Origin of the sequence: Brevibacillus brevis NBRC 100599, from assembly GCF_000010165.1 — a bacterium.
Lineage (GTDB): Bacteria > Bacillota > Bacilli > Brevibacillales > Brevibacillaceae > Brevibacillus > Brevibacillus brevis_D.
In genome coordinates this window covers 3,480,681-3,493,853 of record NC_012491.1, presented here as the reverse complement: position 1 = coordinate 3,493,853, position 13,173 = coordinate 3,480,681, and the positions used below count along the sequence as shown (strand labels likewise).

The window sequence follows — 13,173 nt, the reverse complement described above, 5'->3', positions numbered from 1 at the left end:
ATCGTCGAGCATTTGCCAATCCGCTAGTTTCCTTTCCAATCTCGCGTGGTATGATTGGGAGAAAAGGGTGATCAATGTGGCAGAGCGATTTGAGACCAAAACGGTACATATCGGACATGACCCTTTGCAGGGAGTAAAGAGCAAAACGACACCGATTTATCAAACCTCTGTTTTTGCCTTCGAAGGCTTGGAAGAAGTAGAACAATACTACGTCGGCGAAGGTGAATACTTGTACACCCGAAATGGAAATCCCAACCAGGCTGAGCTAGCTCATGCAATCGCAGCTTTAGAAGGCGCCGAGGCAGGTGTCAGTGCTGCCTCCGGTATGGGAGCGATCATGGCGGGTTTACTTGCCGTTCTTTCCCCTGGCGATCACGTTCTGGCATCCCATGAAATTTATGGGGGTACCTATGCTCTACTGCATAAGGAGCTGTCGCGGTTTGGAATCGAGCTTGGATGCATTCAGCTTGGGCAAACGACAAAGCTTGCTGATCATGTTCGCCCGACCACGCGGCTGTTTTTCGTGGAGAGTATCACCAATCCGCTATTGACTGTTGTAGATTTGCCATACTGGATCAAGGAAGCAAAAAGACTTGGCTTAACCGTCATGGTGGATAATACGTTTGCGACCCCGTATTTGGTACAACCCGTTTCATTCGGAGCAGATCTTGTCGTGCACAGTGGAACCAAATACATAGGTGGACATAGCGATGTGACGTCAGGTGTTTTGGTTGGATCACAGGCGATAATCAAGCGTGCTACCGAGATCGTAGTCAACTACGGTGCGTCCCTCAGTCCTTTTGAGGCTTGGTTGACATCGCGGGGTTTGAAAACACTGGCAGTGAGAATGGAGCGTCAATGCGATAATGCCAGTCAGATTGCTGCGTTTCTTCGTGATCATCCTGCAGTTGCACGGGTGTATTACCCAAGTCCTACGGAGACCTTCTTTTTTTCAAGGCAAAAACAGGGGGCAATGATATCCTTTGCTCTGGCAGACGAGACAAAGATTTACGATTTTTACCGGGCACTTGACTGGATCAAGCTGGCTCCGTCTCTGGCAGGTGTGGAGACGAGTGTATCTCATCCAGTTACGACGTCTCACCGTGCTTTTTCTGAAGAGCAGCGCAAGGAAACGGGAATCACGATGGGACTGGTACGGTTATCGGTCGGAATCGAGGCTGTTCAAGACATTCAGATAGCATTAGATGCCGCATTAGGGAAATAATTCAAAAAACTTTGCCACATTATGAAACTTTCTTCCTAAGAAATACGTATTACTTAGTTAGAGTAGTCTCAGAATGCAGTGGAGAAAGTCCATTCTGAGAACATGCTTCAGTCTGGAAGAAACCGAGGAAAACGCAAATGGGAATGGCTATGAAGCAACCATCGGGGCCATCATCCGGAGATTATTATGAATCTCGTCCATTTACGGAACTATATGACGAATATTTTGATCGCGTCAACCGGTATTTACGCTGCCGGGTTCAAAGTACGTGGGATGCCGATGATTTGACCACCGTGGTCTTTTTAAAAGCGCTAGAAAAATTCGAGCAATATAGCAGAACAAGTCCTTTCGCATCGTGGATTTTTCGTATTGCTCACAATACATATGTAGATTTTATGCGGAAAAACAGGGAGTTTCCGGTTGACCAGGAGGATTTTCTAGGAGCAGAGCCGGACGACACATGGCAGCCGGAACGACAGGCGCTGACGAATGAAGAGATTCGTCTGCTTCGTGATCGTCTGGATTTGTTGTCTCAGGATCAACGAGACGTGTTGATGCTCCGGTACTTTGCTGATCTCAAAATCAGTCAGGTAGCTGAGGTGCTCGGCAAAACAGAATCGAGTATCAAAATGATTTCTTATCGCGGATTACAAAAACTTCAGAAGATGTATGAGAGGGGGGACTCCGAATGAGAGAAGAGGAGAAGCACCCCCAGGATAATCAATCGGATGATCAGACCGTAACCCAGCTCCTAGCCCATTTGAAGCAGATGCGCGGATCGGTTCCAGTCAATTATCAGCTGAAATCAGACCTGAAAAAACAATTGCTCCAGAAAATGAGAGATCTCGAAGCCAAACAGACAAAGGCCCCAAATGCCGCTCCTAAAAAGTTTGGGAAGTTGGTTTGGAGCGGAATCGCTGCTGCTGCTCTCATCCTTGCCATAGGTGGATTTGTGTGGTGGAACAATTCCTCTCTTGCCGTTCGAGAGCATGAAGTACTTACGCTGCCAGCACAAGCGGCCGTGGAGCTTGTTGATATTGATAGCAAAGCCACACAGCTCGCGTATATCCATAACAATACAGAGCTGAAAACCATTCCAATCGACGCGGAACTAAAGCCAGTCACGATCAAATTGCCGCCAACCGAAGGCAAATACACGGGGGTTGCGTGGTCTAATTCCGGGAAGAAAATCGCTGTCGTCGAGCAAGATAAAAAATTATCGCGAATATGGATTGTGGAGATGCCGACAAGCTACAGCATAGGAAGCAGCCGATTGCTGAAGGAAGAAGAAGGGGTATTGTATTCTTCACCAAGCTGGTCTGAACACGATGATTCGCTTGCCTTTACCCGCTCGAAAAATGGCGTCGATGAAATTTGGGTGAGCAGCACAGTTTCGTTCCAAGAGTGGAAGCTTGTAGAAGGCTCTCAGCCTGAATGGTCACCAGATGGAAGCTTGCTTGCCTTCAATAAAGCCGGTGAAGTACAGCTGATGGAAATGCGAACAGGGAAAGTTACCTCGCTTGCAGTGGGACAGTGGGCATCGTGGAGCTCCGATATGAGATTGACCTATACACACCCCGATGGAACACTGATGGAAGTAAACGTGGGTGTAGAGCCTTTTGTGACACGCGAGCTACCATTGAGAAACCAGTCTTCGGAAGAGCTGATCAAAGGAAACTGGGCAAACAAAGGTAAGCACTTACTGCTTATCTCACGCCATGATCAACTGCAACAACTGGTTATCTCTTTGGCGTCACGAAAATGAGCGGAGGAACAAGCATGAGATGGAAATGGGTGTTAATCTTTGTCATCACATGGCTTAGCTTTTCGATACGCCCAGCTATGGCAGAGAGCAACGTAGACATACAATTCGAAATACCCTTAAGTGGTATCGTCAAATATGAATCATGGATGAGACTAAACGTAAAGGTAACCAGCCAGGAAAAGGATTTCACAGGATCTGTAGAGTTATCGCAGCGACAAGTCAAAAAAAATAATGAATTGAAACTTCGGCGTCCGATAAAGCTCGAGCAAGGAAAGAGTACAACCGTATACTTTGATATGCCTACCCAAATATTGCTTGATGATTGGTACGTTCAGGTTACGCAAAACGGTCAAGTTGTCAAAAGTGAAAAGCTGCGTATCTCATATCCAACAGACGGACGCACAATTGGGGTGATTAGCGAGGAGGGCAATGCGTTTCATTTCCTTGCCGTCAATCAGTCTCAATCCAAAATGAATCGTCCCTTGTCCGTACAAAATCTTACGGAACAAATGTTACCTGACCAATCATGGATTTACGAAAACATAGATATGTTAGCGCTGGCAGGCTATAGTGGCTCCACAATAAATGATCAGCAGATGGCTGCGATCAAGGAGTGGATCCAGCTGGGAGGGATCGTAGTTGTTTCCGCAGGTCCCAATCAAGATGGGATGATCCAGCGGTTTGCTGATATTCTCCCTGTGGAAGCCGGAAAAGCTGGTAATATCGATCTGCAGCAAGCACTAAGTGAGTATGACATTGCAAAAGTTGCGCCAAAAGGCAGTATTGGTGTATACAACCGTGACTTGCCCTTATTTGTGTCAAAACCATACGGCAGAGGGTTGCTACTATTTGTCAACTATGATGTGACAGCAGAGCCGTTGGCATCGTGGCAATTCAATCCACAACTGTGGCAGAATGCAATGACCCAGCATGGCGCCAAGAAGATTTTTGAAGAGAAGCTTTTTATGGATCAAATGACCCGGCCTTTTCTAGACTTGAGCAAGAAGATTCCTGAAGTGCAAACTCCTCCGCCAACCTGGATGGTAGCGTTATGGGGCGGATACGTAATTGTACTCGCACCATTGACATACTTCATTCTAAGAAGAATGAGAAAACCTGAATGGGCGTGGGGAGTCATCCCGTTGGGAGGAATTTTCTTGACCGTCGCTATATTCGCGATTGGAAAGCCTGCTGTTGTGAAAACGAGTACTAGCTACGCCGTAACCAAGATCGATATATTAGATGAGTCTTTGGCTCATGTTCGCTCAGCCGCAACGTTTTTAGGGGTGGATCAGAACGACTATGATGTTCAGCTTGAACCTTCGATCGTTGCTCTGCCCTTGACAGTAGGACGAAATGATTATCGACCAGAGGGACTAATGAATGGCGAGGAGCTTCTCTCTTTCCGTAATCTACCCTATTTGACACCGAAACAGGCAATCGGTATCGGGGTAAAGCACGACATGGGGGCTTTTGATGCTTCCTTGCGAATCAATGAGAATCGTGTGCAAGGGCACGTGAAAAACAATACGGAGTTTGCCTACGATCAAACTTATATTGAAATTGGTTTTCAGCGAATTCCTCTTGGTCCTTTGAAAAAGGGAGAAGAAAAACAGATTGACAGTGTGCTTGAGCCCCTGTTTATGCCAAGAAAACCACAAGCATCAAACGAATTGCAAACGTTGGAAGAGCGAATCAAAGAAATGAGGGAAAGAGTCGTTGAGTACGAAGAGGGAAATCAGGTAAGTATCATCGGTACAACGACAGAGCCTCTTCCTCTGATGACAATGCAGGTGCCTCACCAAGCACATTACTGGAATGTCATTCAGCAGCCAATTCAATTCCAGCCGAATGAACAAGGCATCGTGACTTTTCCGTATGGCTTGCTTGATGCAGAGGTGTATGAAACGACAGGGGACTTCGATAGTACCGGATACATTTGGCAGATTGGAAAGGGCAGCATTACGTTTGAGCTGCGTGCAGACAAAGCCGCGATCAATATGAAGCGAATTACGGTACCACTGAATCACAGTTCATTTAAGCCTTTCCGGATAGAATACTTCCACCAAAAGAGTGGTAGGTGGATACCTGTTGAGCGTGGGACGAGACTTGTCCTCGACAAAGAACTCCAACAAGTGTTAACGCCAAATCAATCGTTATTGCTTCGTTTTTCCCATAATGGAACGTCACGATTAGCTCTACCAGAGCCAATTTTCCAGGTAGAGGGGGTGCGGAAATGGTAATCGAAACCGTTCATTTAGGAAAGAGATACGGCAATTTGCAAGCGTTGACGGATTTGAACCTTTCCATCGAACCAGGAAAGGTGTTTGGCTTTATTGGTCCAAATGGCGCTGGAAAATCTACCACGATGCTCATCTTGTCTACCCTTCTGGAACAGAGTGAAGGGGAAGCATTTGTCTGTGGCTACAATGTACGAAAAGACCCTGCCAGTGTGCGCCAGTCAGTGGGATACATGCCCGATTTTTTTGGTGTATATGACAATTTGACAGCGGTGGAGTATTTGGAGTTTTATGCCGGAGCGTACAAAATTCCTGCCTCCAAAAGACGGGCACTTGTAAGTGATCTTTTAGAACTAGTGAATTTGTCTCACAAAGCAGACGCTTTCGTCGACTCATTATCTCGAGGCATGCAACAGCGTCTAGGGTTAGCGCGTTGTCTCGTACATGATCCGGCCGTGCTGATTTTGGATGAACCGGCGTCAGGACTGGATCCGCGTGCTCGTATCGAATTGCGTGAAATTATGAAGCAACTACGCGAAATGGGTAAGACGATTATTATCAGCTCCCATGTTTTGCCGGAGCTAGCCGAGCTGTGTGATGATATTGGTGTCATTGAAAAAGGCAGATTAATTGCGTATGGCTCCGTGCACGAGGTCAGTAATCGGGACACAGGCCAAAGTCGTATGCAACTAAGAGCCCTGCGGAATTTGGACAAAGCGGGACTTCTGTTAGCGAGCTCTCCGTATGTGCATCAATTGATGGATTATATGGGAGGCTTTCGCTTCTACTTTCAAGGGACGGAGCAACAAAAAGCTGAATTGCTTCAAGAACTGCTGGATGAGCAAGTCGCAGTCGTCTACTATGGAGATTCCAAGAAAGATTTAGAAGACGTCTTCTTAGCGATTACGGAAGGAGTCGGTATGGAGTGAGCGACTTCTTGTTCAATCCTCTTTTGGTAAAAGAAATGCGGGAAAGATTCCGCTCGAGAAAGACCATGCTCATTTTAGCGATTTACTTATTTGTCATGGGGGGAATACCGATGGGCTTTTTGCTCATGGACCCCTTAAAGGCCGAAGCGTTAGGGGATAACCGGGATCTGTTTCTGATATCTGCGGGGATACACTACGCGATGGTTTGCTTTGTGGCACCTGCCCTGACTGCTGGAGCGATCAGTGGGGAGAGAGAACGCCAGACCTTGCATATTTTGCTGACGACCCAATTGTCGACGCGCACGATTATTTTGAGCAAGCTCATTACGTCTTTGGCGTTCTCTACGCTACTGTTGGTTGCCTCGATGCCTTTGTACAGTATCGTGATGCTGTACGGAAGCGTCTCCCCGGAACAAATGGCCCAGCTTGTCCTTTTTCTTGCGGTGAATATGTTTTTTCTCGGGTCGCTGGGATTGTTCTGTTCTACTTGGATTAAACGAACGTCGATCTCGACGGTCACCACATACGGCATTGCCTTCTTTTTTGTGGTAGGTACTGGCTTACTGTTCTTTTTTATCGGTGAGTCCTTGCAACAGGCGCATCCGGAACGGTACGTCAATTCGAATGTTTGGAGCATGTATGAGCTACAGATGTTGGCAGGGATGAACCCTATCATCGTGTTGTTCGATATTTTAGGCGAGTCGTTCGATCAATCCGATGACATCACTTTTGCACCGTGGTTGTTTTTCTCATGTGTGTACGTGGTTCTTTCTTTTGTGCTCGTCATCTGGAGCGCTTATTTGTTAAAACCAATTCGTCGAAAATGGTGGAGTTGGAAGAAACGACCTGTTCGTGTACAATGAAAAAGGTGCGTGGGAAAAGGGAGGTTTTTTTTGTGAGCGATCAACAAGTGCAGATCATTGATTTTGAAGAACTGCTTCGTGCGATTGAGAGCCGTCTGGCATCTGCTGGCATGTATGTCAAACGCGAAGCGATCGTGACGATTCTTCAGGCAGAAGAAGCATTTTTGCTTGAAAAAGGTGTTCTTGAAGAGTATAGTGAGTAATCAGCTAACAACCTGCCTCAAGTGGTAGGTTGTTTTTCATGGACAGGGAAGACGCAGAGTTATTCGCCTGTTTGCTTCTCCCGGAAAAAAACGGTATGATGGAACAGAGTACGAATATCAGCATAAGGACGTGAACACATTGACAGAAGAGAACAAAGACCTCGAGTTGGGCGATATCATTACATTGGACGATGAAAATGGTGAACCGTTGGGGGATTTCGAAGTATTGGCTATGTTCGACCTGAACGGTAAAGAATATATTGCCTTGGCTGAAGCTGTGGAAGATGAAGAAAGCGAAGAAGATGAAGAAGTAGATATCTTCGTATTCCAAGTGGACGGCGGCGAAATGGTACCTTTGGAAGAGGACGAGGAGAGCACTGTTTACGCGAAGCTGAACGAAGTGCTGGAAGGCATCGAACTGATTAAAGAAGACAAGTAATCCCGATAGGAATGAAACAAGCCACTGCTGGCGTTAGAAACCAAGCAGTGGCTTTTTCTTGCGGTCGATCAGTCATTCATTTTAATAATGTTATCCTTAAGGTCTCGTACAACGAGAAGGCATGTATAGTCGGTATCTTGCAGTTCCCGAACCAATGCCGAGCATTCGTCTTTCGTAAGACCTAGCTTTTCGAGACGGGTACGGAGTTCTTTACCGCCATTGTCAAAGAAATGCGCCATGCTGTCAATGTGACCGACGGCACTTTCAAAATGGGTGCTGTATTTATAAAAATTGTTTCGTTGATTGGAGTGATTTTTATCAGGATTCCATTTCAAAACCCAGATATCATCACTATTGTATCCGGCAGAATTTAGTGCATGAACGTCAGAAGCTAGCTCAGCATCATACTTATGGAATTTGACAAACGGCTTGGTAGCACTGATCAAAAGTATTCCCCCCTTTTTCGCCTCAGGAATCGATGCCTTACTAGGATGTCCAAAGCTTATGAGCGAATGAATGGAAATACCTGAGGCACGGCGGTGAACGCTAAGAAAGAAACCCATTGACATATTTTCCTTGATCGTAGCAGGATTTACGCAGTGGGGGAAGAAATAGAGAAAGGGAAACAAATGTTTTGGTTTTTCATTTTGACCAATCTTCACCATTAGTGCTACACTAATTAATGGAATATGCTTGTCACGTACAGAACGAATGAGAAACGAGGAATACTGAGAAGAATCGGCCATCTCGCTAGGGGCGAGGTGGCTTTTTTGCCCCATTTTGCTACTAGCGTTGAATACTATGGGAACCATACGGTACAATAGCGATTAAGTGTTCGCTTTTATTAGGAAAACGTTCCTCTCAAGGGGATTGAATCATCTCGGCGTTTCTCAAAAAAGGTGAATACGACGCTAGCCATCAGTAAAAAAGGCATGATCGTTTTTTCTACGTGTCCGAAGAGTAGAGGGGAGAGCGCGATTGAAGGAAACAGAAACACAGCAAACATTAACGTATACGGAAGAAGATATTCAGGTCTTAGAAGGCTTGATTGCTGTTCGAAAGCGGCCTGGAATGTACATAGGCTCCACGGGCTCGCGTGGCCTGCATCATCTGCTGTGGGAAATTGTAGATAACGCCAAAGACGAGGCGCTTGCAGGCGTTAATGATAGCATCATCGTCACTTTGTACAAGGATGGCAGTGTCAGCGTAGAGGACCATGGACGCGGAATTCCAACGGGTATGCACAAGACTGGCCGACCTGTACCGGAAGTTATTTTTACGACGCTCCATGCCGGTGGGAAATTCGGCGGTGGCGGATATAAAAAAAGTGGTGGCTTGCACGGGGTAGGCTCCAGTGTCGTTGTGGCTTTGTCCAAATGGCTTGAGGTCGAAATCCACCGCGAAGGCAAAATTCATAAGCAGCGCTTTGAATATGTTGTGGATGCAAATGGAACGGAGCATGTCGGTAAACCGGTTACCGGCCTTGAAATCACGGGGAACACCAAACGCACTGGAACAACGGTACGTTTTCTGCCGGATGATGCGGTGTTTGGCAATGCTCGATTTGACTATGAGACGATTCGTGATCGTTTTCGTGAGACGGCATTCCTTCTGAAAAAGCTGCGCATGGTTCTGATTGACGAACGTGGACCTGAAAAGAAACGGGAAGAGTTTTACTTCGAAGATGGCTTGAAATCATACGTTTCTTACTTGAACGAAGGAAAAAATTCACTCCATCCGATCGTTTACTTCGAAGGAGAAAAGGACAATATCTATGTGGAGCTGGCTTTTCAGTACAATGACGGCTATGCAGAGACATTGGTGTCCTATGTCAACTCGATTGTAACAACGGATGGCGGAACACATGTCACAGGCTTCCGTAACGGTACGACCCGGATTTTTAACGAATTTGCCCGGAAAAAAGGGTACTTGAAAGAAAAGGACCCGAACTTGACTGGAAACGATTTGCGGGAAGGTTTCCTCGGTGTATTGTCATTGCAAATGGCTGACGTCCAGTTTGAGTCCCAAACAAAAGACAAGCTGGGGAACGAAGAAGCACGGGCAATCGTAGAACAGATTGTTTCCGAAAAGCTAGGCTTCTTCCTCGAGGAAAATCCGGAAATAGGCAAGCTGCTGATTGACAAGGCAGTGCGTTCTGCTGAAATTCGCGAAGAGCTACGCAAACAACGCGAAGCCCTGCGCGGCGACAAGAAAGGCAAAACCGCGAAAAAGCGCAAATCGATTTCGGAAAAGTTCACTCCGCCGCAATACAGAGACTCCAAACGCAATGAGCTCTTCCTCGTCGAGGGGGATTCCGCAGGTGGCTCTGCAAAGCAGGCGCGTAATTCAGAGTTCCAAGCTTTGTTCAGCCTGCGTGGGAAGCCGTTGAACACGGAAAAAGCAAAGCTATCCGAGGTATTGGCGAATGAAGAGTTCCGTACGATCCTCGAGGTGCTTGAAACCGATATTGGCGAAGAGTTTTCCATCGAAAACTGTGCATTTGATAAAGTCATCATCATGTCTGACGCGGACGTTGACGGCTCGCACATTCAAACGCTGCTCTTGACCTTCTTCTTCCGCTACATGCGCCCGATGATTGCAGCTGGTCACTTGTATATTGCGCAACCGCCTTTGTATCAGGTGAAAAAGCAAAGCAAGGGTAAGCAGACTGAGGCGATCTACTGTTGGAGTGATTACGAGCTGGAACAGGCGTTGAAAAAGGTTGGACGCGGTGCTGAAGTGCAGCGCTACAAAGGATTGGGTGAGATGAACGCCGATCAGCTCTGGGAAACAACCATGGACCCTGAGACGCGCAAGCTCATTAAGGTTGAACTGGAAGACCTCGCTCACTGTGAGAAGCTGGTAACCGTTTTGATGGGTGATAAAGTCCCACCACGGCGTGAGTGGATTGAGAACCACGTCACCTTTGAAGTGGGGGAGGATGAGTAAGCATGCTGTCCAATCAAATTATTAATCAGAGCTTCGCGGAGATTATGGGAAAGCGCTTTGGGGACTATGCCAATCTGGTTATTCTCTCACGCGCGATCCCAGATGCTCGCGATGGACTAAAACCGGTACAGCGCCGTATTTTGTATGCCATGTACCAAGAAGGCAACACGAACGATAAACCATACCGGAAATCAGCGAAAACAGTCGGGTACGTGATGGGTACCTATCACCCGCACGGTGACTCGGCGATTTACGAAACGATGGTGCGGATGGCGCAATGGTGGAAAATGCGACAGGTGCTCATTCAAGGCCACGGAAACTTTGGTAGCTTGGATGCAGATCCGCCAGCCGCTATGCGTTATACCGAATCAAGACTGTCAGCATTGGCCAATGAGCTACTGCGTGATATTGAAAAGGATACGGTTACATTCATCCCGAACTACGACAACTCCGCTCAACAACCGGCAGTATTGCCTTCACGGTTTCCCAATCTTCTCGTGAATGGCGCTGCTGGGATCGCGGTTGGTTTTGCAACAGACATCCCTACTCACAATTTGGGTGAAGTCATCGATGCGGCTGTTGCCCAGATGAAGAACCCGAATATCTCGCTGGATGAGCTGATGCAGCACGTCAAAGGTCCAGATTTTCCAACTGGCGGTATTGTTCAAGGGCTGTCCGGAATTCGCAAGGCGTTTGAGACAGGCCGTGGCCAATTCATCATTCGCGGGAAGACCCATGTAGAGGAGCCAAAAGGCGGCAAGATCAAAAAAATCGTCGTTTCCGAAATCCCTTACGAAGTGGTCAAGTCGAAGCTCGTCGGCCAAATCGATGAGCTTGTGATGGAGCGCAAAATCGAGGGGGCACTGGCGGTTCGCGATGAAACGGGTCGCAAAGAGGCCGAGCAGAAAAAAGTACGCATCGTAGTGGATATTCGCAAAGAAGCGGATGAGCAGGCGATTCTCAACTACCTGTACAAAAATACCGATCTGCAAATCTATTACAATTACAACATGAACGTGATTCATGAGGGGACCATCCGTCAGATGGGACTCAAGGCTTTGTTGGGGGCGTACATCGACCACCAAAAAGAAGTCGTCACGAATCGCTGCCAATATGATCTGGATCGAAAGCAAAGCCGCGAGCATATCGTGGAAGGCTTGATTCGCGCCAAGTCCATTTTGCGTCAGATCGTCGATACGATTATGGATTCGGAAGACCGTGCAGATGCCAAGAAAAACATCATGGAGAAATACGGCTTCACCGACAACCAAGCCGATGCGATCTTGAGCATTCAGCTCGCTTCTTTGACACGCTTGGATATCGTCAAGCTGGAAAAAGAATTGGCTACATTAGCAAAAGAAATCGAGGAACTGAAATCGATTTTGGCAAGCGAGAAAAAGCTGATTCAAGTCATTACAGGCGAGCTGAACGAGATCAAGAAAAAATACGCAGAAGAGCGTCTAACAGAAATCCAGGGCGAGATCGAGGAAATCAAAATCGATATTGCCATGCAAATCAATGCAGAGGATTGTATCGTAACCCTGACGAACGAAGGATATATCAAGCGGACGAGCCCGCGCTCCTTCAAATCAGTGGGGGGAACGCTGGAGACATGTGGGGTAAAAGAAGGCGACCGTGTCCGTTATTTCATGGAGACGAATACGTCTCACACTGCTCTCTTCTTTACCCAGGATGGTAAATACTTTGCCACACTGGTTAACGCCTTCCCGGACGATAAGTGGAAGGATATCGGTTCGGCTCTCGTCAATATCATCCCGTTGGAAAAGAATCAGCGGATCGTTGGCTTTACGATCGTAGAAAACTTCAAACAACCGCTGTATGTATACCATGTAAGTAAAAATGGTTTGATGAAAAAGACGGCGTTGTCCGAATACGAAACCAATCGTTCGAGTGCGTTGGTAGCTGCAAAGCTAAAAGGCGGCGATGACGAGTTTATGAATGTATTCGTGGCGGACGAAGCTGGAGCAATACTCGGTGCGACGAAAGATGGCATGGGCATCCGATTCCAGCGCAGCGAAGTCAGCGCAACGGGTAGAGCGTCGAGCGGGGTAAAAGCGATCGCACTTGCTCCTGGCGATGATGTCATCACGATGCTTCCGATTGAGGAAGTCGATTCGCGTGCCTTTAGCTTGTTGACGGCTGAAGGGGTTGTAAAACGCACAGCCATTGGTGCAATCCCACTTCAGGCTCGCGCAGGCAAAGGGGTACAGTTGATTCGTAAACGAAAAAATAACCCGCATGAGCTTGTTGCGATGTTCCTCGAGGAAACGGTTTATGCCTGGACGTCGCAGAACGAATGGACCCTTGTTGAGACAGAGCAAGTGATCGTCAACGAGCAAGGTGGTATTGGCCGACAACTGATCGAGGGTGGGGTAAAAGCAGTTGCTTTTGAAACCATTTTGCCGACAGATGAACCGAAGGACGAAGCGACGGCAAAAGGCTCAGGAGACGGATCTGGCACAGCAGGGCAACAGAAAACGTCGAATGTCCAGGCTAATTTGTTCGATGGAGATCATCGTAAATAAAAGGAATGATGAAT

Annotated in this window: 11 protein-coding genes; 10 read left to right on the top strand and 1 reads right to left on the bottom strand. The window is 47.2% G+C overall.

Annotation, left to right across the window (positions count from 1 at the left end):
- The first annotated feature begins 67 nt into the window (after window positions 1-67).
- The 8 genes from BBR47_RS16490 (at window position 68) to BBR47_RS16455 (ending at window position 7,664) form a co-directional block, all read left to right on the top strand.
- Window positions 68-1,225 carry a trans-sulfuration enzyme family protein gene (locus tag BBR47_RS16490; protein ID WP_015891562.1) on the top strand — a complete coding sequence of 386 codons (1,158 nt, stop codon included), beginning with the start codon at window positions 68-70 and terminating at the stop codon, window positions 1,223-1,225.
- Window positions 1,226-1,362: 137 nt separating this feature from the next.
- Window positions 1,363-1,917, top strand: coding sequence for an RNA polymerase sigma factor (locus BBR47_RS16485; protein ID WP_015891561.1), 555 nt, complete (start codon window positions 1,363-1,365; stop codon window positions 1,915-1,917).
- Window positions 1,914-2,990 (top strand): TolB family protein, encoded by a 1,077-nt coding sequence (locus tag BBR47_RS16480; protein WP_015891560.1) that lies wholly within the window; start codon window positions 1,914-1,916, stop codon window positions 2,988-2,990. The genes BBR47_RS16485 and BBR47_RS16480 overlap by 4 nt, the downstream gene beginning before the upstream one ends.
- 14 nt (window positions 2,991-3,004) lie before the next feature.
- Window positions 3,005-5,233 (top strand): hypothetical protein, encoded by a 2,229-nt coding sequence (locus BBR47_RS16475; protein WP_015891559.1) that lies wholly within the window; start codon window positions 3,005-3,007, stop codon window positions 5,231-5,233.
- The gene (locus BBR47_RS16470; RefSeq protein ID WP_015891558.1) at window positions 5,227-6,159 is read left to right on the top strand and encodes an ABC transporter ATP-binding protein; all 933 of its coding nucleotides are present in this window, start codon (window positions 5,227-5,229) and stop codon (window positions 6,157-6,159) included. Before BBR47_RS16475 ends, BBR47_RS16470 begins: the two co-directional genes overlap by 7 nt.
- On the top strand, window positions 6,156-7,022 hold the full coding sequence (locus BBR47_RS16465; protein ID WP_015891557.1) for an ABC transporter permease: 867 nt from the start codon (window positions 6,156-6,158) through the stop codon (window positions 7,020-7,022). The genes BBR47_RS16470 and BBR47_RS16465 overlap by 4 nt, the downstream gene beginning before the upstream one ends.
- Window positions 7,023-7,054: 32 nt before the next feature.
- Window positions 7,055-7,225, top strand: coding sequence for a hypothetical protein (locus BBR47_RS16460; protein ID WP_173362202.1), 171 nt, complete (start codon window positions 7,055-7,057; stop codon window positions 7,223-7,225).
- A 139-nt stretch (window positions 7,226-7,364) separates the two neighbouring features.
- The gene (locus tag BBR47_RS16455) at window positions 7,365-7,664 is read left to right on the top strand and encodes a DUF1292 domain-containing protein (protein WP_007718819.1); all 300 of its coding nucleotides are present in this window, start codon (window positions 7,365-7,367) and stop codon (window positions 7,662-7,664) included.
- Between the two features lie 68 nt (window positions 7,665-7,732).
- Here the strand turns inward: BBR47_RS16455 and BBR47_RS31900 are convergent, their stop codons facing one another.
- The gene (locus BBR47_RS31900) at window positions 7,733-8,110 is read right to left on the bottom strand and encodes a general stress protein (protein WP_016743484.1); all 378 of its coding nucleotides are present in this window, start codon (window positions 8,108-8,110) and stop codon (window positions 7,733-7,735) included.
- A gap of 532 nt (window positions 8,111-8,642) precedes the next feature.
- Here BBR47_RS31900 and BBR47_RS16445 point away from each other — a divergent pair.
- Together BBR47_RS16445 and parC are read left to right on the top strand one after the other, a co-directional pair.
- The gene (locus BBR47_RS16445; RefSeq protein WP_015891554.1) at window positions 8,643-10,613 is read left to right on the top strand and encodes a DNA gyrase/topoisomerase IV subunit B; all 1,971 of its coding nucleotides are present in this window, start codon (window positions 8,643-8,645) and stop codon (window positions 10,611-10,613) included.
- A gap of 2 nt (window positions 10,614-10,615) precedes the next feature.
- Window positions 10,616-13,159, top strand: a complete 2,544-nt coding sequence (gene parC, locus BBR47_RS16440) for a DNA topoisomerase IV subunit A (RefSeq protein ID WP_015891553.1) — start codon at window positions 10,616-10,618, stop codon at window positions 13,157-13,159.
- Window positions 13,160-13,173 lie beyond the last annotated feature (14 nt).

Coding starts and splice junctions, on each gene's coding strand:
- parC (WP_015891553.1), top strand. CDS start 10,616: ATGCTGTCCAATCAAATTATTAATCAGAGCTTCGCGGAGATTATGGGA.
- BBR47_RS16485 (WP_015891561.1), top strand. CDS start 1,363: ATGGGAATGGCTATGAAGCAACCATCGGGGCCATCATCCGGAGATTAT.
- BBR47_RS16475 (WP_015891559.1), top strand. CDS start 3,005: ATGAGATGGAAATGGGTGTTAATCTTTGTCATCACATGGCTTAGCTTT.
- BBR47_RS16480 (WP_015891560.1), top strand. CDS start 1,914: ATGAGAGAAGAGGAGAAGCACCCCCAGGATAATCAATCGGATGATCAG.
- BBR47_RS16470 (WP_015891558.1), top strand. CDS start 5,227: ATGGTAATCGAAACCGTTCATTTAGGAAAGAGATACGGCAATTTGCAA.